The organism is Streptococcaceae bacterium ESL0729, from assembly GCA_029391995.1.
Taxonomy (GTDB): Bacteria; Bacillota; Bacilli; order Lactobacillales; family Streptococcaceae; genus Floricoccus.
Genome location: CP113924.1, coordinates 232,228 through 252,197, shown reverse-complemented (window position 1 = coordinate 252,197; position 19,970 = coordinate 232,228). Strand labels below are relative to the sequence as shown.

Annotated in this window: 21 protein-coding genes; 1 reads left to right on the top strand and 20 read right to left on the bottom strand. The window is 38.9% G+C overall.

The annotated features are described in order from the left end of the window. Positions 1 to 51: 51 nt before the first annotated feature. The 17 genes from OZX68_01335 to miaA all read right to left on the bottom strand — a co-directional run bounded on the left by OZX68_01335 (position 52) and on the right by miaA (position 17,748). Positions 52 to 1,191 (bottom strand): glycosyltransferase family 4 protein, encoded by a 1,140-nt coding sequence (locus OZX68_01335; protein WEV60918.1) that lies wholly within the window; start codon positions 1,189 to 1,191, stop codon positions 52 to 54. After that, complete coding sequence (locus tag OZX68_01330; GenBank protein ID WEV60917.1) at positions 1,184 to 4,729, bottom strand: glycosyltransferase; 3,546 nt, start codon at positions 4,727 to 4,729, stop codon at positions 1,184 to 1,186. Before OZX68_01330 ends, OZX68_01335 begins: the two co-directional genes overlap by 8 nt. Continuing rightward, complete coding sequence (locus tag OZX68_01325; protein WEV60916.1) at positions 4,722 to 5,915, bottom strand: ABC transporter ATP-binding protein; 1,194 nt, start codon at positions 5,913 to 5,915, stop codon at positions 4,722 to 4,724. The genes OZX68_01330 and OZX68_01325 overlap by 8 nt, the downstream gene beginning before the upstream one ends. Further along, positions 5,915 to 6,715 (bottom strand): ABC transporter permease, encoded by an 801-nt coding sequence (locus OZX68_01320; protein WEV60915.1) that lies wholly within the window; start codon positions 6,713 to 6,715, stop codon positions 5,915 to 5,917. Before OZX68_01320 ends, OZX68_01325 begins: the two co-directional genes overlap by 1 nt. 6 nt (positions 6,716 to 6,721) lie before the next feature. Further along, the gene (locus OZX68_01315) at positions 6,722 to 7,663 is read right to left on the bottom strand and encodes a glycosyltransferase family 2 protein (GenBank protein ID WEV60914.1); all 942 of its coding nucleotides are present in this window, start codon (positions 7,661 to 7,663) and stop codon (positions 6,722 to 6,724) included. Then, the gene (locus OZX68_01310) at positions 7,653 to 8,795 is read right to left on the bottom strand and encodes a DUF1972 domain-containing protein (protein ID WEV60913.1); all 1,143 of its coding nucleotides are present in this window, start codon (positions 8,793 to 8,795) and stop codon (positions 7,653 to 7,655) included. Before OZX68_01310 ends, OZX68_01315 begins: the two co-directional genes overlap by 11 nt. Positions 8,796 to 8,810: 15 nt before the next feature. Further along, positions 8,811 to 9,647 (bottom strand): dTDP-4-dehydrorhamnose reductase, encoded by an 837-nt coding sequence (gene rfbD, locus OZX68_01305; GenBank protein ID WEV60912.1) that lies wholly within the window; start codon positions 9,645 to 9,647, stop codon positions 8,811 to 8,813. 172 nt (positions 9,648 to 9,819) lie between these two features. Continuing rightward, positions 9,820 to 10,857 (bottom strand): dTDP-glucose 4,6-dehydratase, encoded by a 1,038-nt coding sequence (gene rfbB, locus OZX68_01300; GenBank protein ID WEV60911.1) that lies wholly within the window; start codon positions 10,855 to 10,857, stop codon positions 9,820 to 9,822. A 39-nt stretch (positions 10,858 to 10,896) separates the two neighbouring features. After that, the gene (locus tag OZX68_01295) at positions 10,897 to 11,157 is read right to left on the bottom strand and encodes a hypothetical protein (GenBank protein ID WEV60910.1); all 261 of its coding nucleotides are present in this window, start codon (positions 11,155 to 11,157) and stop codon (positions 10,897 to 10,899) included. Continuing rightward, entirely contained in the window at positions 11,157 to 11,750 is a 594-nt protein-coding gene (locus OZX68_01290) for a dTDP-4-dehydrorhamnose 3,5-epimerase family protein (GenBank protein WEV60909.1), read from the bottom strand. Before OZX68_01290 ends, OZX68_01295 begins: the two co-directional genes overlap by 1 nt. Before the next feature lies 1 nt (position 11,751). Beyond that, positions 11,752 to 12,618: a glucose-1-phosphate thymidylyltransferase RfbA gene (rfbA, locus tag OZX68_01285; protein WEV60908.1), complete on the bottom strand. Its 867-nt coding sequence runs from the start codon at positions 12,616 to 12,618 to the stop codon at positions 11,752 to 11,754. Positions 12,619 to 12,749: 131 nt separating this feature from the next. Then, positions 12,750 to 13,118, bottom strand: coding sequence for a DUF2304 domain-containing protein (locus OZX68_01280; GenBank protein WEV60907.1), 369 nt, complete (start codon positions 13,116 to 13,118; stop codon positions 12,750 to 12,752). Continuing rightward, positions 13,118 to 13,849, bottom strand: a complete 732-nt coding sequence (locus OZX68_01275) for a glycosyltransferase family 2 protein (protein WEV60906.1) — start codon at positions 13,847 to 13,849, stop codon at positions 13,118 to 13,120. The genes OZX68_01280 and OZX68_01275 overlap by 1 nt, the downstream gene beginning before the upstream one ends. A gap of 165 nt (positions 13,850 to 14,014) precedes the next feature. Continuing rightward, a complete protein-coding gene (locus tag OZX68_01270) occupies positions 14,015 to 14,908 on the bottom strand; it encodes an SPFH domain-containing protein (protein ID WEV60905.1) in 894 nt (297 codons plus the stop codon). Positions 14,909 to 14,926: 18 nt separating this feature from the next. Then, entirely contained in the window at positions 14,927 to 15,622 is a 696-nt protein-coding gene (locus tag OZX68_01265; protein WEV60904.1) for a hypothetical protein, read from the bottom strand. Continuing rightward, entirely contained in the window at positions 15,609 to 16,856 is a 1,248-nt protein-coding gene (hflX, locus tag OZX68_01260; protein WEV60903.1) for a GTPase HflX, read from the bottom strand. The genes OZX68_01265 and hflX overlap by 14 nt, the downstream gene beginning before the upstream one ends. Beyond that, positions 16,849 to 17,748 carry a tRNA (adenosine(37)-N6)-dimethylallyltransferase MiaA gene (gene miaA / locus OZX68_01255; protein ID WEV60902.1) on the bottom strand — a complete coding sequence of 300 codons (900 nt, stop codon included), beginning with the start codon at positions 17,746 to 17,748 and terminating at the stop codon, positions 16,849 to 16,851. Before miaA ends, hflX begins: the two co-directional genes overlap by 8 nt. A 60-nt stretch (positions 17,749 to 17,808) precedes the next feature. On the opposite strand from miaA, the gene OZX68_01250 reads away from it, so the two are divergent. Next, complete coding sequence (locus OZX68_01250; GenBank protein ID WEV60901.1) at positions 17,809 to 17,976, top strand: DUF3042 family protein; 168 nt, start codon at positions 17,809 to 17,811, stop codon at positions 17,974 to 17,976. Between the two features lie 136 nt (positions 17,977 to 18,112). Here OZX68_01250 and OZX68_01245 read toward each other — a convergent pair whose 3' ends face one another. The 3 genes from OZX68_01245 to lgt all read right to left on the bottom strand — a co-directional run bounded on the left by OZX68_01245 (position 18,113) and on the right by lgt (position 19,961). Further along, positions 18,113 to 18,673, bottom strand: a complete 561-nt coding sequence (locus OZX68_01245) for a YtxH domain-containing protein (GenBank protein WEV60900.1) — start codon at positions 18,671 to 18,673, stop codon at positions 18,113 to 18,115. Further along, complete coding sequence (locus tag OZX68_01240; protein ID WEV60899.1) at positions 18,674 to 19,114, bottom strand: DUF948 domain-containing protein; 441 nt, start codon at positions 19,112 to 19,114, stop codon at positions 18,674 to 18,676. A 61-nt stretch (positions 19,115 to 19,175) separates the two neighbouring features. Continuing rightward, positions 19,176 to 19,961, bottom strand: a complete 786-nt coding sequence (gene lgt, locus OZX68_01235; GenBank protein ID WEV60898.1) for a prolipoprotein diacylglyceryl transferase — start codon at positions 19,959 to 19,961, stop codon at positions 19,176 to 19,178. Positions 19,962 to 19,970 lie beyond the last annotated feature (9 nt).

Below are 19,970 nucleotides of genomic sequence, written 5' to 3'. Positions count from 1 at the left end.
CCTTTTCAGTTTACTCAATTATTAATTTAAAGGGCATAAAATATCCATATATTATCCTTCAATCTTATCGATAATGTTTTTATAGCAACTTTCAAGATTATAATTTTCCTTAGCTAGATTTACCCGCTCAAGGGCATCTGCCTTAAAGGCTGGAAAATTCTCGTACATGTCAGCCATCATTCGAGCAAGACCTGTGATATCTCCGAGCCTATACATAAGACCTGCCTGGAAGATTGGATAGGCTGATTTAAAGCCACGATTGTCTGTGAAAATTGCTGGAACCCCGTTTAAAACGGCCTCCCCGTAAGCTAGACCAAATGTTTCATCGGCTGATGGGAAGACAGCTATATCCCTATCTGTTACCATGGCCCAAGGATTGGGCTGATTGCCGATGAATTCTACATTTTTTTCTAGCTCAAAAAGTTTGATGAAATCAACCATCTTTTGCCTGTAAGCTTCATCATAACCACCAATAAACTTAACCTTCAAGTCAGGGAAATCTGGCAGGATTAAATTCAGGGCCCTTAATATCTCAAGTTGATTCTTCCGCTCAGTTAAACGTGAGATATAGATGAAACTCGTTTGGCTAGCTTCAAGCTCAGATAGCTTCTTTTCCTTGTAGTCAACAAAGGGTACAAAAGTATTAATTGTTTGAAAAAGACCTTCTTCATCAAATCTTTCCTGGAGGGTTTCAGCTAGTTTTCCTTGGACGGCAAAAATTTCTGAACTATGGTCAGAGAAAAACTTAAGCCTGTCATCATAATAGGAAAATTCGCCATCAGGAAATTCATGGATTAATTGAAAGTGGGCTACACCCATTCTTTTTGCTGCAACAGCACCAACGAAAACATTAGCCGTGTTAGTAATGACTAAATCAACTGCCCTTTGCCTAATAATTTGAGAAATTTCCTCAATGTTTCTCTCATGAGCCTGGGCTATAATCTCTTCAGATGCAGGTAGGCCTCCTGGGGCATCAGCCCACCAAAATTTAGTGACCTTAAGCCTTTCAACAGCAATTCCTTTATCATTAAAACTTTCGTCATAGCCCTCATAAGGACTTTTAGGAGCTAGATTGATAACTTCATGGCCCCTATCCTTCAAAAGAAACATTAGGTTTGCAATTGATAGTTCAGCTCCATTATCAAGCATTCCTGTCGGTGAAACAAACAAAATTTTCTTCTTTTTAGTCATGATTTATTTGCCCTCTAATATACCTAGATAAGTCATCTTCTTGGTCAATGGTTGTAAAATCTGCCCTAACTCGCTTGTAGGCATTCTCTGCCAGGCTTTCCCTTAGTTTTGGCGAATTAACCAACTGCTCAAGCCCTTCATACCAGGCCTCTTCTGTGTTTTCCACCAAGATACCGTCTACCCCGCTGTCAATAGAGTCAGCAAAGGCCCCAAGCTTGCTAGCAAGAGTTGGTACCTTGACCAAGGAAGCTTCAATCCACTTGATTTCAGACTTAGCCCGGTTGAAGATACTATCAACCAAAGGAGCTAAATTGATATCAACTTGAGCAATTAGTTGTGGAAGCTTCTTCCAGTCAACATAATCGTGGGTTACAATTTGACTCTTCAAGTGACTCATATCTTCTGGCAAATCCAGGTGACCTACAAGATGAAGTTCAACCAATGGTCTTTCCTCCATAATTTTTTTAAGGGCGGCCTTTATCAGGTCAAAATTTTCATTATGCGTAATCGATCCTGAGAAATAACCTATCCTAACTCGGTCAGACTCCCTTTCAAGATCTTTATGAATCAAGGCCCTCATTGATATTTCTACCAACCCTTCATTAGCAAGGTTTCGGTTTAAGATAACCTGATCCTTGTAGTTTTCAAGTTCATGAGCCAAATCTCTTGTACTTGCAATAACTCCGTCCGTTGAAAGCATCATCCTACGGTAGCTCATAACTCCACTATCGTAATTAGCTTTTTCTGATACAGAAAGTCCCTGAGTATAAGAAAGCTGATCGGTATAGCTTGTATCAATTACAAGGTCATCCACATCAAAGAATACTGGAATCTTAAGTTTTCTTGCCCAGTCAACAATCTCCTGCAGATTTTCATTGTACCAAGCCCTATAAATAATAAGGAAGTTGGTCTTGTAAAGGTCAGCCGTTGTCACTATTTCAGAACTTCTCACCCTAACCTTGAAACCAAGATTTGCTAGTTGCTCTCTTTTGTTTTCAACCCGGTATCTTGTAAGTTGTGGAATTAAATCATGGACGCCATCAATAATTAAGATACTTTCTTCCTTACTTTTAACGACCCTAATGGCTTCCTCAAGGATAGTAAGAGGATAGTCTGTCTCTTTTTCCACCCATTCAAGAAGTTCAGGAACTTCTGTTTTGGTATGAAGCTTATTGAGTTGGTAGATTAAATCATTATCATATTCAAGGGCCGTAAATTTAATAATAGGGTTATTGAATTTAGAGACCAGCAAATAAGGATGATGATAAACAGCAGAATCCCTATTTTCCTTTACATACACATCATAAGAGTAACCTAGATCGGTAAAGTTCTTGGTAAAGACTGTTTCATGGTGCATTATCGCCTCATCACGATTGGTAATCCTTGGCATGTCTATGAAATACTGGTAGAAGGCATCAGACTTGAGTAAAGTTTTTTCAATAACTACAAAGTAGGTTTGAATGTGGTGGGGAATGTAGCCGTATTTATTTAAGCCATGCGGATCAATTTGGGTTTCACCTTCAGTTATCCCCCACATGTCCACCTTCTTGTCAGAAAAATACTCAAACATATCTTCAAAGTCATTTACAGGACCAAGGCTTGTATCATTAACCAAAAGTAGTTGATCATAGTTTGCAAGAAGGTCTTTTCCTAAATGTTCAACAGCGTATTTAAAGGCTGTGGCATCATAGCCTATATTTTCCCGCTCCATAATTTGACCATATTTTGAAAGGGTATCAAGATCTCGAGGGTCCAAATAACCATTTACAACAATATAGATGTCCTCAGCAAATTTAGCAAGGTGGTCAAGAAAATAAAGCTTATAAGGCTGCAAGCGTTCTTGACTTTCATAGACAACAAAGATCAGGGCACGCTTGGCATTATTTGCCTGATAGACGTAGGCCTCCCTTTCTTCTCTTCTTAATTTTTGTAGGGCTAAAAGTTCCTTAGACGGTCTGTTTGCAATAGCTTGACGTTTTTGTTCCTTCCGCAAGGCACGTGCCATATTCTTTTGCTTAACATACCCGTATAATTTAGGGTTGGCCCTAAGGACCTTCTTAATTCCCCTCTTAACAAAATTTTTCATTTTCGGAAGTGCACTCCTAGACTTCTTAATCGGCAGGTAGGCCAGTTTCATCCCCCTATACCACCATGAATTTATTAAAAATTGATAACGTTCATTTAAATTATTGTATTCTTGTGCCAAGACTTCAAGCTCTTTTTTACTAGCAGTGGCCGCAAGTTCATGCTCCCTTGCAATATCTGCAAGCTCTTGAAGATTGCCTTGTAAGGCATCATGTTTCACATGTAAATTTATAACCTCACCTTCGAGGTTTTTGATATAGCTCAGTCTACCCTCTAAAAGATTTTTTAAACCATCAAGATTATAAACAAAATTTTCACCCCAAGGAGCCATGATTTGAGTCATTTTATTAATTGAAGTCGCTGAAGACTTAATGGCTGCAAGAAGAGCTTCTGTTATCCTTGCAAGACTCTGCTCTTCAAGCACCTTTACTCGAGTAGCTTCAGCCTGCTTCTTAATATCATCATGATTTTCTACCATGTAGATTATTTTGGAAACAAGTTCATCTATATCTCCTGCTTGATAGATATTTTCCTGGTCCAAATAACCTGCTTGCTCAAGAGTTTCTGCTCCTCCATTTTGGGCAGTAATTACAGGGATGGCAACTTTCATGGCTTCAACATAGGTAAGGCCAAAACTTTCAGACCTACTTGGTGAAACAAATATATCGTTTGCTGACGCCGGATGCCAGTTACCATTTTCCGCATAAGTAAAGCTAACATAATTCTCTAAATTATTATCTTCTATGTAGGTGAGCATCTCTTGATAATATTTTTCATCTTCAACTCGACCAGAAAAAAGAACAGGAATCTTGTAGCCTCTTGCAACTAATTCCTTAAGGGCATAAAGAAGCTCCAGTTGATTTTTTCCGTGACTTAGGTAGTTGACCGAAAGCAGGCGAATGTCCTCACTATGTCCCGTAATTGAAGGGACATTTGTATAGGGATTAAAAAAATCTACCTTCTGTTTAACTTCTTTTTGTACCGCCTGAGCCAGTGACTCACTTGAACAAAGAATTTTATTTGAAAAGGCATCGATAAAAGGATACTTGTCCTTAACCCAGTCAAAATCACCTTCAGCGAATTCATGGAGAAGCCAGATATGGGGAATATTAGTGATACTTGCTGCGATAGCTCCCCAAGGCATGTTTGAAGTATTAGTTATTAAGAGGTCAACCCCATGACTTTTAATCAGAGAAACCAGCTCCTGATAAATTAAAACATTATTAGCCTTTAATTCATCAGGAAGTTCAGTTTCATCCCACCAAGTGTAATTGAGATTGACCCCTTCTATACCTTCTTGTGCTAAAAAATCCCTGTAGCTATCGCTACCTTGGTTATAGACATTAACTATTTCATAACCAAGGCTTCTCAGATAAACCATCTGGTGATTCATGGAAATATCTGCACCATTTCCAAAACCTCCAAAGGGAGATAAAACTAAGATTTTACTCATGGGTCCAGCTTCCATTTCTTTTTAGAAGACCAAAGGCTGAGTCCTTTTCACTCTCATCTTTAAACTTATCTGTTCTAACAACAAAGACAAGCTCATCGTTATTTTCAGGGAAAGCCAGATAATCATCCTTGTCGCTCTTAATTGAGATGGCAACGCGGACTTTGGCATTATTAATGGCATTAAGTTTACACTTATAGTTAAACTTAAATGAACCCTTACCACTTGTCATATCAAGCATCATATTGTCATTATAGAGGTCAAAATTTCGGTCAATATCAACAAATGAAAAGGCTGGATAAGTCTTAATATCCTCTGTCACCGTATAGGATAATTCAAACTCAACATATTCATCAGGCCCAATAATACTATTATTTAAAAGTTTTACCTGAAGGTCTTCGACATACTTATTCTCAGGAGCCTCATATTCTGGCATCACATCATAAAAGTTATCAAGGACATATTGATTGGCTGTATCATTTGGGTCACCATCAGTTTTTACTAGACCATCATCAATTAGAAGGGCCTTATTACAATACTTACGAACAGCTTCCATTGAGTGGGTTACAAGAATGGTTGTAAGACCTGATTTTTTGCGTTCTTCAAAGTAGTCATTACATTTTCTTTGGAAGGCCTCATCTCCAACCGCAAGAACCTCATCAAGAACTAGAATATCCCCTTGAGCCTTAATGGCAACCGAGAAGGCCAGACGAACCTGCATCCCACTTGAATAGTTCTTTAACTTTTGTTCCATGAATTCTGAAAGCTCAGCAAATTCAACGATATCGTCATACATGCCGTCAATCTCTTCATTTGAAAAACCAAGCATGGCACCGTTCATGTAGACATTTTCACGTCCAGTAAGCTCAGGATTAAAACCAACACCAAGTTCAATAAAGGGAACAAGTTTTCCAAAAACTTCAACATTGCCTTTTTCTGGTTTATAAATTTGAGAAATAATTTTTAAAAGGGTTGATTTTCCTGAGCCATTTCGTCCAACAATCCCAAAAAAATCACCTTTTTCAACTTCAAAGGAAATTCCCTTTAAAACATCATATTTAACATAACCCTTAACACCCTTAAGCATGTTTAAAACGGTAACCTTCAGGCTGTTTGACATATCAACAGGAAGTTTAAAGGATTTATGAACATCAGTAACTCTTAGGACTACTTCTTTTTCTTTTGCCATTATACTACCTCCGCAAAGTAATCTGATTGCTTATTAAAGTACCAACGACCTAATAGGAAAATAGCAAAAGGTAGCAGGTAGGGGATAAGTGCAAGAAACTTGTTATCTACCAGCTGCCAGATGGTTAGATTTTCTGGCGAAATAGTAAGATAGCGAGCATCTTGAATGATTTGAGCCATTGGATTTAACATCATCAGCTGGGCAATTGTTGTATAGCCGCGGTCAATAATCATTGTAATTGGATAAATGATTGGAGTAGCATACATGGCACCTTGAAGAACAACCTCCCAAATTTGCCCCAGATCACGAAAACGGACATAGATGGCTGACATTAAAAGGGCCAGACCATAAGCTAAAATAAAGAGCTCGACAAGTAAAAATGGCAGAAAGGCAACCCGCCAAGTAAGGCTAACTCCATTGATTAAGGCAAAAATTACAACTACGATCAAATTAATCAAAAGATTGATAACTGAGTTCATGGTTGAGCTGGTTACAATAATTGTTTTAGGAATATTTACCTTCCTCAAAAGACCACCGTAAGACACAATGGATGTCATCCCTAGCATGGTTGATTCAGCAAAGAAATTCCACAGAACCATACCTAAAAGTAGGGCAACCGAGAAGTGGGGCATGTCGCCACCAAATCTTAAGAATCGCACAAAGACAAAGTACATGATTGTAAAAAGCATCAGCGGTTTGACAACCGACCACAGGTAGCCTAAAACAGATCCTTGGTATCTCAATTTAAAATCTGTCGAAACTAATTCCTTTAAAAGAATCAGATTTTTATTTTTCTTCATTATTACTTATTCCTCCGATTTATTACCAAAATTGGTAATAACTAAAGTCCGAAAGACCAGGGTATGAAAGGTCCTGTTCTTTCTAAATTTATATTTTTGTAGCTTGGAAAGTCGGGTAGTAAACCCTCCTTCAGTGAGGCTGACAAAACTTTCAATAAGCTCCCTATTTTCTCTAGTAAGATTTGGAAGCTCCAAAAGTTTCCTAGCTTGCTCTTGACTGGATTTAATTAGCCACCAGTATTTATCAACAAGCTTCCAGGGACGAATCCAGTTCTTCATTCTTTTTCTAAGGGTCCTTGCACCTAGCACATTACTATCATGCTGGCGATAAAGCTGGGTTGGAATATCGATATAGACAAGCTCCCCCATGCTAGCAGCTAGAAGGGCCAGATACCAGTCATGCATAAGGATATTATCAGCTGAAAGCCAAAGGTCTGCCAGAGCATGGTTAATCATACTTACCCCGCCGGTTACTGTATTTTCAGTAAGTTCTGCAAGGAGATTAGTATTGGCATGATGACTTTGCGACCTAATCATACTTTCAGAAACCACCTTAAGCTCCTGGTCGACTACCTTAAGATCTGTATAGTACATGACAGCCCTTGAATTATCATGAAGGCTTGCCTCATCCAAGGTCAGAGCCAATTTTTCGGGCAACCAAATATCATCCTGGTCACAGAAAAAGTAGAAATCAGCAGCTTCACTTTTTACTAGTTCAAAAACTGAGGCAATGGTCCCTAAATTTTTAGTGGGTTTTCCATCATTTATGAATGTTATTCGCCTATCGACAGCTGCAAACTCCCTAATAATGTCGGGTGTTTGATCAGTTGACCCATCATCACGAATAAGAAGATGCCAGTCAGTAAAGGTCTGATTTTGAATACTTTTTAATTGGTCTGCTATAAATCGTGCCCCGTTATAAGTTGGCATTAAAATATTAACCTTCATTCAAAAAGAGCTCCTCATACTTATTAACAATCCCCTGCCAGGTATAATTATCACAAACAATTTGTCTTGATTTTTGCCTGTATAAAGCCCGTTTAGCTTCATCAAGAAGATCGACCTCATTAATCAACTCTGCTAGATTGTCTTTTTGCCAGTAGCAGGCCGAGTCTAGGGTCACATTACGATTAAAATCAACGTCCAAGACCAGATTTAGTTTGCTTGACCACATGGCCTCTAAAAGACTGGGATTAGTTCCCCCAACCTCATGACCATGAATGTAGGCAAAGGCTCTTTCCCTAATTGCCTTTAAGGTATCCTTATCATAAACAGTTCCCACAAATTTAATCCTTGAATCACCTTCAAAATTTGTTGATTTTAAGAGACTTTCATAGAGATTGCCATCATCTTTGTTGGTAATAATAACTAAGTCCCTTTTACTTTTAGACCTCATAAAGGACTTAATTACCGCTTCATAGTTGTTTTCAGGTACGAAACGGCCAACAACTAAATAATAACCGTCAGAAGTTATAGCTTTGTTTTCAAACCATGAAAAATCCGGATTTACCCCCGCTTCAGTATCTGTCCCGTAGGCTAAAACTGTCGACTTAAAGGGCTTTTTGTATTCAGTCTTTAAGTAATCTTCAATTCCCTGGTTGTCAGCGATAATCAAATCAGCCTGCTCAACCATCTTACGCTCAGAGTATTTTAAGTACTTACGAATTGGATAGCTCCACTTGGAACGTCTCCACTCAAGACCATCTGGATTTACAAAAACTTTACCCCCCACTGCATGAATTTTTTTGATGGCAGGTGTGATAAAGGCTCCGATTGTATTTCCCAGAATATAGAAAATGGGATTTTCAATCCCCTCTTTTCTAATAATTTCTAAGGAGTAGTTGATGGCATCAAGGTCATAAAAAATGACCCGTGCTCCACCAAGATTGCGTGACCTAATGTTAAAAACATCAGCTCCCTTATACTTATAATGGCTTTTGTTCTCACTGTCAGATAGATTGGCAACATGATATTTGATCTCTGTGCTCTTTTGATTACTCACAAGTTCATCAACAAAGGTTTCAAATCCACCGTATTTTGCGGGAAGTCCGCGGGATCCGATGATAAAAACGTGTTGCATCTTGCACCTCTTCTTTTATTTTTTAAGCATTTCCTTTAAGGCATCTTGCCAGGTTGGAATTACAAAACCTGTCGCCTTAGTTTTCTCAAGGCTCATGACAGAGTTTTTAGGACGTTTTGCCTTTTGGACAAACTTGCTGCTGTCAACTGGTAAAACTTCAACATCGGTATCTTTTAAGATTTCTTTGGCAAAACCATACCAGTTGGTTACACCTTCGTTTGATAGGTGGTAGGTACCAAAATCTTTTTGATTTTCTACTAAATAAACCATGAATTCAGCAAGGGTACGAGTCCAAGTTGGGCGGCCAAATTGATCATCAACAACTGTTAAAGTATCACGAGTTTCAGCAAGTTTTTGCATGGTGAAGACAAAGTTTGCTCCGTAGTTACCAAAGACCCAGCTGGTACGGATAATGTAATGATGTGGTGCATACTTGTGGACTGCTTCTTCTCCTAGAAGTTTAGTGCGACCGTATTCTGTTTGAGGACCTGTCGCATCATCTTCCATCCACTCTTCACCGATTGGTTTTTCACCGTTAAAGACATAGTCAGTTGAAATGTAGACAAGGGTTGTATCATATTTACCACAAGCTTTGGCAATGTTTTCAGTACCTGTAACATTTACAGCATAGTCTAATTCTTTTCCTTCATCCTCAGCCTTATCAACAGCTGTGTAAGCTGCACAGTGGTAAACGATGGTTGGCTTAATTTCAGCAAAAGCTTTTTCAACTGCTTCAGCATCTGTGATATCAAGTTGAGCTGCATCAGTTGCTACGTAATCTTCATTACGCTCATCTAATAGGTGGCAAAGTTCTGTTCCAAGTTGGCCGTTTGCTCCAGTAACTAAAATCATTTTATCTCCATTCTTAATCATAATAACAAATTTTTTTATTTCGTTTGAATCTTTTATTTTTTATTTTTTATTTAAGTATAAAACTGCCATAAGGGTTAGCAGTAATCCTGAAAAATGAACTAAATCTTTTCCAGCACTTTGATTACCACTAACCCTATGAGGCTAAAATATTTTACTGATTGTTTTTGGCATAGTTTGCTTCAACAGCGTCTTTTTCAGCCTTCCACCAGTCTTCATGGTCAGCATACCACTTAATAGTGTCTGCGATTCCTTCTTCGAAGTTAGTGAATTCTGGCTCCCAACCAAGTTCTTCACGAAGCTTAGTTGAGTCGATTGCATAACGAAGGTCGTGACCTGCACGGTCTTGTACACGGTCGTAAGCGTCAGACGCCTGACCCATTTCACCAAGGATAAGTTCAAGAACTTCCTTGTTGTTCTTCTCACCGTCAGCTCCGATTAGGTAAGTTTCACCCTTTTCACCCTTAGTAAGAATAGCCCAAACTGCTGAACTATGGTCATTAGTGTGGATCCAGTCACGAACATTTTTACCGTCACCATAAAGTTTTGGCTTGATTCCACTTAAAATATTTGTAATTTGACGTGGAATGAACTTTTCAATGTGTTGGTATGGTCCGTAGTTGTTTGAACAGTTTGAGATTGTTGCATTAAGTCCAAATGAACGCACCCAAGCACGAACTAGAAGGTCAGAACCTGCTTTTGTTGATGAATATGGGCTTGATGGATTATAAGGAGTTTTATCAGTGAATTTTTCTCCAACGCCCTCACCGTGTCCTGGAAGGTCTTCGCGTAATGGAAGGTCTCCGTACACTTCGTCAGTTGAAACATGGTGGAAACGAATATTATTTTTGCGAGCTGCTTCAATTAAGGTATAGGTCCCAATGATATTGGTATCAAGGAAGGGACGAGGGTCCTTAAGTGAATTGTCATTGTGGCTTTCAGCTGCATAGTGAACAATGGCATCAGCATTTGCTGCAAGTTCATTCACAAGCTCAGCATCAGCGATATCTCCAACGACAAGTTCAACACGGTCGCCAAGGATTTCTTCGATATTGGCACGGTTTCCAGCGTAAGTTAACTTATCTAAGACAGTGATATGCACATCTGGATGATTGTTGTAAACATAGTGAACAAAATTACTTCCGATGAATCCTGCACCACCAGTTACGATAATATTTTTATATTCAGTCATTGTATTCCCTTTTTTCATTTCCTTATTGAAACTATTTATTTAATCTAAGATCTTATATTCGCGAGTAAACTTGTAGGCTGGTACTGCTTTTAAATACTTGCCATTAAAGACCATGACATCCCCGACAGGCACTGTCATTTTGACAAGACCTCCTGCATTTTTAATAGCCAAAGACCTGGTCCCATTCCATTTAAAGCCACCTTGAGAAAAGAAGTTTTCGGCCCAAAAAGGTAAGGAGGTGTCTGTTTGAACAGTCCAAGCCTCAAGTTTTCTCTTGGTTTTAAGATGAACAACCCTCATTAAAGCTCAGATGCCTTCAAAGGTTTTACATCCTTAAGCATTGGGTGATTCTCATCTGCTTCAGATACTTCTGCTTGGGCAAGATTTTCCCACTTAATGCCAAGGGTCTCGTCAGCATAATTGACAAAGGCATACTTTGGTTTCAATTCAAGAGCCCAGTAATCATTAACTAAGTAGCTGTAGGCAACCTTGTCAGATAAAACTTGGAAACCATTTGCCACACCGCGAGGAACAAAAATTCCCTTGCTGGCGTCAATTACAGTCTGGTAGACATTTCCAAAAGTTTCACCTTCACGAAGGTCAACCCAAGAACCTAGAACACGCCCATCGTCAGCAACTGAAATGTACTTGTCCCAAGGCTCAGCATGGAGTCCACGAAGGACATTCTTCCTTGAGAAGCTTACGTTGTTTTGTAGTTTTCCTTGGGCAAAGAAGCTTTCAGGAAATCCAAGTGGCATCATCTTTTCCTTTTGGAAGTTTTCCTTGAACCAGCCGCGGTTGTCCCCAAAGACTGGAATATCAAATTCAAGCATGCCTGGAATACCAGGAATTTCTCTTGCAGCAAGTGGTTTATTAAAGAATTCTTTAGTCATCTTATTCCTCGATTAAACGTAGTAGGTATTGACCATACTCATTTTTCTTAAGTGATTGAGCGAGTTCACCTACTTGTTCGCGTGTAATGTAACCCATGCGGTAGGCAATTTCTTCAAGGTTTGCCACCTGAAGGTTTTGCATACGTTGAACAGTCTCAATGTATTGAGCTGCTTCAAGTAGGCTTTCATGTGTACCTGTATCAAGCCAGGCAAAACCACGCCCCATAAGCTCAACGTCAAGTGTTCCACGTTCTAAGTAAGCCGCATTTACGTCAGTAATTTCAAGCTCACCACGTGCACTTGGTTTGATATTTTTAGCAATCTCTACGACATCATTATCATAGAAGTAAAGGCCAGTAATAGCGTAATTTGACTTTGGATGTTCAGGTTTTTCTTCAACAGAGATAGCCTTCATATTTTCATCAAAATCAACCACACCAAAACGTTCTGGATCTTTTACCTGGTAACCAAAAACAGTTGCTCCACTTTCTTTTGAGGCAGCCTTTTGAAGCATCTTAGAAAGGCCTGGTCCATGGTAGATATTATCCCCAAGAATCAATGCTACTGAATCGTCTCCAATAAAGTCCTCACCAATAATGAAGGCTTGGGCTAGTCCATCAGGACTTGGCTGTTCAGCATAGCTTAGATTGATTCCAAACTCGCTTCCATCTCCCAGTAACTCTTCAAAACGCGGAAGGTCTTGAGGGGTAGAGATGATAAGAATGTCCTTAATTCCAGCCAACATTAAAGTTGATAGTGGATAGTAGATCATTGGTTTATCATAAATCGGCATAAGTTGCTTGCTTGTTGCACGAGTTAGGGGATATAGACGTGTGCCAGAACCTCCGGCTAGGATAATACCTTTCATATTTACCTCTTTTTCAAAAATTATACTCTTAGATTATATCATAATTATCTTTTTTCAGCGAATCTCGTTAAAATCTTTACTTTATTTTCACTAAAGCTTGTTTGATTTATCTTTAAATTTTGATAATAAATTTATTTAGCACTAGAATCATGGTTAGAATTTTTATCTTCCACCTCTTTTTTCAGCAATGAAACTTCCTGAATCAAAACTTTAATTTGATTGTCCTTTTTGGTATCACTACTTGTTTTCATGAGTTCAAGCACAAAGACAAAAACAAGGCCAACAAAAAGGATAAAATTGATGGTTAGTCCAAAGCCTAATTCATGAGCTAATTTTTCAATTATGCCTGGAAAGGCAGCTAAAAATAAGATTCCAATACCAACAATCATCCAGGGAGCAGACCTTCTTAGTGAAAAGGAGCTCCTGTTAATCATTCGAACTATATATACAAATAGCCCCAAGGCTAAGGCCAGCATCTCAACTCTCAACAATGTAGACATCAGTCAACCTCCTTCATAAGTCCTGCGATAAAAATAGAGGTTAAAACATCCATCATATAGGTAACCGATTTTAAGGCACTGATACTTGACTCACCTTCAGTTCTTTCAAACATATGAGCCGCTACCTCTAGGATACGATTGCCATGTTTGATAACTCGCACAATGGTTTCAGGCTCCGGATAAGCAACGGGATAATTTTCTGAAAAATACTTAATCAATTCCCGATTTGCTGCCCGGTAACCACTGGTTGTGTCATATATTCTTTTCCCGGTTACAAGCTTAATGGCCTGTGATATCAGATTAATCCCCATCCTCCTAGCGGCTGTCGACTTAAAGTTATCTTGATCTTCCTGGACAAAACGAGAGCCAATGACGAAATCAGCCTGATTATTTAAGATAGGGGCAACGATATCTTCAATGCTTGCAATATCATGTTGACCGTCCCCGTCAAACTGCACAGCCACATCATAATCATTTCTAAAGGCATAAAGATAACCCGTCTGAACAGCACCACCGATTCCTAGATTCTGAATTAGATTGACGTGGTTTAGCTTGTGCTCTTCTAAAACCTGCTTGGTATTATCTTTTGAACCATCATTTATAACAACATAGTCAAGAATAAAACTAAGATCTTTAGCCCTTTCTTTTTTAAAATCTTCAACCATCTTTACAGTATTTACAATACTCTTTTCTTCATTGTAGGCTGGAATTATTAAAATGACCTTCTTCATTAGACTCCTCAAAAAATTTATTTATTCTATAGGTATCCTTAGTTGGATATAAGCTTCTTGCATTATAACATAACAAATAAAATTCTGCGACTGCCCCCTTGCCCAAGCACCCTCAACAATAAAAAAAGAAGATAGATCACCCATCTTCTTTCCCAGCCTACTTGATTACTTTTGAGCACTAAGAGCGGTCATTATCTGAGTTCTGATATCTTCTACTCCCTCTGGACTTGCTGGTAAAAAGACTGTTGAATTTCCTTTTTCTGCAAACTGATTAAGAGTATCTAAATATTGGTTGGTCAGTAAAATTGACATAATCTGCTCTTCATTAATATTCACATTTGCTTCCTTCATCTCAAGAATAGATGCTGCAAGACCGTCAACAATAGCACGTCTTTGCTCAGCAATCCCGACCCCGTGAAGTCTATCTTTTTCAGCCTCAGCTTCAGCTGCTGTAACCACCTTGATTTTATCAGCATGAGCTAACTCTTGGGCCGCCACTCGCTTCCTTTGAGCAGCATTGATTTCATTCATGGCCTGCTTAACCTCTGCATCAGGCTCAACCTTAGTAATCAAGGTTTTAACGATAACATACCCATAAGTTGCCATCTCCTCAGTCACCTGGTGTTGAACCTCAAGGGCAATCTCATCTTTTTTCTCAAAGAGCTCATCAAGAGTAAGCCTTGGCACACTAGACCTTAGGGCATCTTCAATATATGACCTAATCTGCTCAACTGGGTTCATAAGCTTGTAGTAGGCATCAGTGATATTTTGCTCACTCACCCTATACTGGGTAGCCACATTCATCTGTACAAAGACATTATCACGTGTTTTTGTCTCAACTGTCATATCACTTTGAATTAAGCGAAGCTGAATCCTTGCAGCAATTCGGTCAATCCCAAAGGGAAGCCTTACATGAATCCCTGAAGCTGACACCTTTTGAAATTTACCAAAGCGTTCAATAATGGCAACTGTCTCTTGTTTAACAACATAAAATAAACTACCTGCTGCAGCTAGAAAAAGAACTGCTAGAAATCCAAGTACAACTAGTAAAAAAATCATATAACCTCCTTTATTTATCTAAGGCTTTAAAAAAACCTTAAGTTTATCATCTCCATTTGTATCCCTATCCAGTAGTAAAATTTTGTCACACCCTGCACCAAGAAGCTGGCTTAGACCAGTTAATTCGTCAAATTTCATTGATTCTACTAGCACATAAGATTTGTGGTAAAAAATCTTAGAATTAGGAAAGTCATTTAAAATTTTTTCATTAATAACTTCTTCAGAAAATTCATCCATGGGTTGAACTTTAATCGCACTCTCTTCGGGTTTCCAGAAAACTCCGTAGCCTGGAAAAAGATTTGCTAGCTGTAAGAAAATAGCATCCTCAGGCTTTTTAGTCCTATCTTCTGGAAAGACCAGGGCATCTCCTCTGTCATTTGTGAAAACAAAGCCATATGACAGCTTTTGCAGATTAAGCCTGATAAAACGGTAAGAAGGGTAATTTTCATCACCCTCCTGCCTAAAATCAGGCTCCGCATTAAAGTTATTTAAGGCCCTACTTAGATCCAAGAAATAATCCAAGGCATCCTGGGGACTTTTTTTCTGGTAAAGCTCTGAAAAATAAGCGTTGACAACACTAGCTGGCGGTGTCACAAGAGCCAATTTTTCCTGGTCACTGGCTAATAAATTTAGCCTATTAGCCAGGAGGGGTTTGTCCATTTCCATGTAGCCGCCATACTTAAGAGCAAGGTCGACCCACTTAAATAAACTCATAGTTTTGTATTCTCCATTCCTGATTTTTAGCAATTGATCCGCGGATTTCATAGCTATCTTCTAGCTCCTTCATGTCGTCAATCAAGGCGACTTTCCCAAGATCTGCTAGCTTATAAGCATCCGCATAAGGTACCTTAATGGCAAATTTTTCAAAGATTTCTTCGATTCTCTCAACAATCTTATCCTTAAGTTTTTTTACGTCATCCTTGTTTTTAGCTGAAATTAAAATATTTGGATAGGCATCAGGAGTAAAATCACCCTTAATTAAATCAGCCTTATTGTAGACATTTAAGACTGGAATGTCAGAAATTTTCAAGTCAGCCATTATTTTTTTAACGGTATCTTCATGAATCTGATGATCAGGATTACTTGCATCAATAACATGAATTAGAAGATCCACATCAGAACTTTCCTCAAGGGTTGACTTGAAGGCATTAACAAGCTCCGTTGGAAGATCTTGGATAAATCCAACAGTATCAGTCAAGGTAGCAATAAAATCATCCTTTAAGCTGAAATCTTTCGTTGTGGCGTCAAGGGTTGCAAAAAGCTCATCTTTCTCATATTGAATTTTATCAGTCAAAACATTAAAGATGGTTGACTTACCAGCATTGGTGTAGCCAATTAACCCAATCCTAAAAATTCCTGATTTTTGGCGTTTTTGACGCATGTTGAGACGAGTTTTCTCAGCCTTTTTCAAGGATTTTTCAATATTTTCAATTCTAGTCCTAATATAACGGCGGTCCATCTCAAGCTGGCTTTCCCCAGGACCCTTACTACCAATACCACCTGCTTGACGGCTAAGGGCAATTCCCTTTCCAACAAGCCTTGGAAGCATATATTTTAACTGGGCCAGCTCAACCTGCAACATGCCCTCATAACTTTTTGCACGAGAGGCAAAGATATCCAAGATCAGCTGCATCCTATCAATAACCTTGACCTCTAAAAGTTCTTCAAGGTTCATATTTTGCCTTGGGCTTAAGCGGTCATTAAAGATAACCGTATCAATCTCATCTGCCTCAATGCCCTCCTTGATTTCTTCAAGCTTGCCTTTTCCAACCAGATATTTTCCATCAACTCGGTCACGCTTTTGGATAAACTCACTAATAACCTCGCCACCTGCTGTTGTAACTAAACTTGCAAGCTCTTCCATGGATACTGAAAAAGTCTTGTAGTTCTCCTCAGTTTCAACTCCCACAATGGCAACTCGTTCTTTTCTTTCTTCAGTTTCAATCATGATTATCCTCCTCATGTAAGAATACCTCGACATCCCTTAAAACAGCAGAGGGATAATCCTCTGACAGTACGTCATAAAAATCAACCTTCATGCGATTTTTAAACCAGGTCAGCTGTCTTTTGGCATAATGTCTGGTATTTTTCTTCACTGTTTCAACGGCACTTGTAAGGTCAACCTCCCCCCTAAAATAAGGGAAGAATTCCTTATAGCCAATGGCTCTTGTTGCTTGAACTTGGGGAAATTGCTTAAAAAGGAGACCTGCTTCATCTAAAATCCCAGCATCAACCATTAAGTCAACCCGCTGGTTAATGCGGTCATAAAGCAGGGGTCGCTCCATATTCAAGCCTATGATCAAACTATCATAGGGGAGGGGATTATTTTCAAGGTTAGTAGCCAGCTCATACTTTTCAATCTCCCTAATAATCCTTCTCCTATTGGGCTCAGGAAGACTAAGACCTACCTTTTTAAAAATTTCCTCAAGACCTTGGTCATCCATAAGTTCAAGTTCCTCACGCCTTGCCCTCATCATATCATGATTATCAGATCCGCCCAAATGATAACCTTCCAAAAGGGCCTGTAAATAAAGACCAGTCCCCCCAACAATAATTGGAACTTTTCCCCTGGAACTTATGTCATCAATCAGCTTTCGTGCCTGGCTGGTAAAATCATGGGCTGAAAAGTCCTCGTCAATCCTTTTTACATCAATCAAATGATGAGGAACCATCTCCTGCTCTTCACGACTTGCCTTAGCTGTACCAATATCAAGGCCCTGATAGACCTGCTGGGAATCCCCATTGATAATTTCCCCATTAAAAATCTGGGCTAATTTTATTCCAAGGGCTGTTTTTCCGACGGCAGTAGGACCTGCAATGACTAATAATTTGTTTTTCATTTGATATTTTTCCATTTTTTTAAGATAATATAACTATAACACATATCGGAGGTATTCAAAATGAATAAATTTGTCAAGGGTGTTCTTGCAGGTGTAACCTCAACTGTAGCAGTTTCAGTAGCTGGGGCTCTCGCTGCCAAAAAGAAATTCATTGATCCAGAGCTTGAAAAAGAAGAGTTCATCAATGAAAATCGCAAAAAAGCAGCCCGCAAACGTATTTCCCGCTAAACTTTAGGATAATACCCTAAAGGCTCATTAAAGGACTTGTCCTCTGAATCTTGAGGCTGGGTTCTTTTTATTTTCCCCAAAAAAAGAACCCCAGATTAAATCTGGAGCCCTTCTTATATTACTTATTTTAAATCATCTATTTTTCACTTCTAAAACGAGTGAATTTTTCTTTGCCTTCTTCTTTGAGCTCAGAAGCTTTTTCCTTAATGCGATCCTCAGTTTCAAGAACCTTCTCTTCTAGTCGATCCTTAAGTTCCTGACCTTCTTCTTTTTTGTCATCAACAAATTTTTCAAGCTCTAATTCAAAATCAAGGCCTTCCTCCTTGAGGTCTTCAACGATTTCTTCATCAGAAGATTCAACATCCGCCTTAATTTTTCTAAATTCTTCAATGGCTTCAGCTTTTTTCTCATTCAAAAATTGGACAGCTGAATCAACTGAAATATCACCATTGTCAATGGCCTCACGAAGCTCAATGTACTTATCCTCAGCAAAGTCACGGGCCACATAAGCCTTGTCAATAACTACATCCTTTAATTCATTAAGCTTTCCTTGTGGGTCTTCCTTGTACTCGTTGAACTCTTCACGCAAGTCTTCCCTTAATTCTTCACCCTTCTTGCTGGCAGTAAGGTAGGCTCCAACTGCTCCAAGAGCAGCTCCAAATAAAGCACCTGTTAAAAATCCTGATTTCTTAGCCATCTACTTTTCCTCCTTTTTTCTTTTAGAAACTTTCTTTCGACCCTTTAAAATCTTGCTTGCAGCCCGACCAACTGTAACAATGGTCCCAGCCTTCCCAATGCTTGCCGCATTTGAATTGAAGCGAGATACAAAATCTTGTCCCTTTTCATTGATGTCTGAAACGCTAACTGACAAGTCTGCCACAGTATGAAATAAAGGATCTACAGTATCCATCTTCTCATTAACATTGTCCATGAGAAGGTTAGTTTTTGCCAAAAGTTGATCCGTTTGTCCCATCAAGATATCTGCGTCACTTGCAAGTAAATTGACTGCTCCTGTAACCTCATCTGCCATTTTCGATATTTTTTTAATAAATCCGATTAGGTAGACGATTAAAGCGGCGACAAAAGCTACCAAAACAAGAACGGCACCAACAATAATCCATAAGGCAATATTTTCCACACAAGCCTCCCATCTAAGCCCAAAGGGCTAAATCTACTTTTTTCATTATAGCAAATTTAAACTATCCTTGATAATATTTACTTTTCTTTTTTGCCTGGTAGATCATAATTAAAAGTCCAGTCAAGAAAATAAGAATAGAAACCAGCTGGGATACCCTAAGACCTCCAAGCATCAGACTGTCCGTTCTCATGCCTTCGATAAAGAAGCGACCAAAACCATACCAACTTAGATAAAAGGCAAATATTTGACCCCGCCTTAGGAAGTTTTTTCTAGCCCTTAGACCAATGATTATGATAAAACCAAGCAGATTCCAAAGGCTTTCATAAAGAAAGGTCGGTATTCGGTAGGAACCATCAATAAACATCTGCTCCCTAATAAATTTTGGTAGATAATTAAGATTTGATACAGCACGCCCGTAAGCCTCTTGATTAATGAAATTCCCCCAGCGACCAATAACTTGAGCAATAAAAAGGCTGGGACTTATCACATCAAGAAAGTCTAAGGTATTTATCATCCTATAGTAGCAGTAAACAATCAGGACCAGAAGGCCTGTTAAAAGTCCACCATAGATGGCAATCCCCCCATTCCAAATGGCAATAATCTCTGATAGATGGTCCTTGTAGTAAGACCATTCAAAAACGACATAGTAGATTCTTGCCCCGATGATTGAGATGGGAAAGGCTAGAAGGATGAAGTCTAAAACATCATCTGCCTTAATCTTCTTCTTGGGTGCTTCTTTCATGGCCAAAAGAACCCCTAAAACGGCCCCCAAGGTTATGAATATAGCATACCAGTGTACCTGAACAGGACCTAGTTTAAAGGCTATGGGATTAATTGATAAGAGCATAAAACCTCC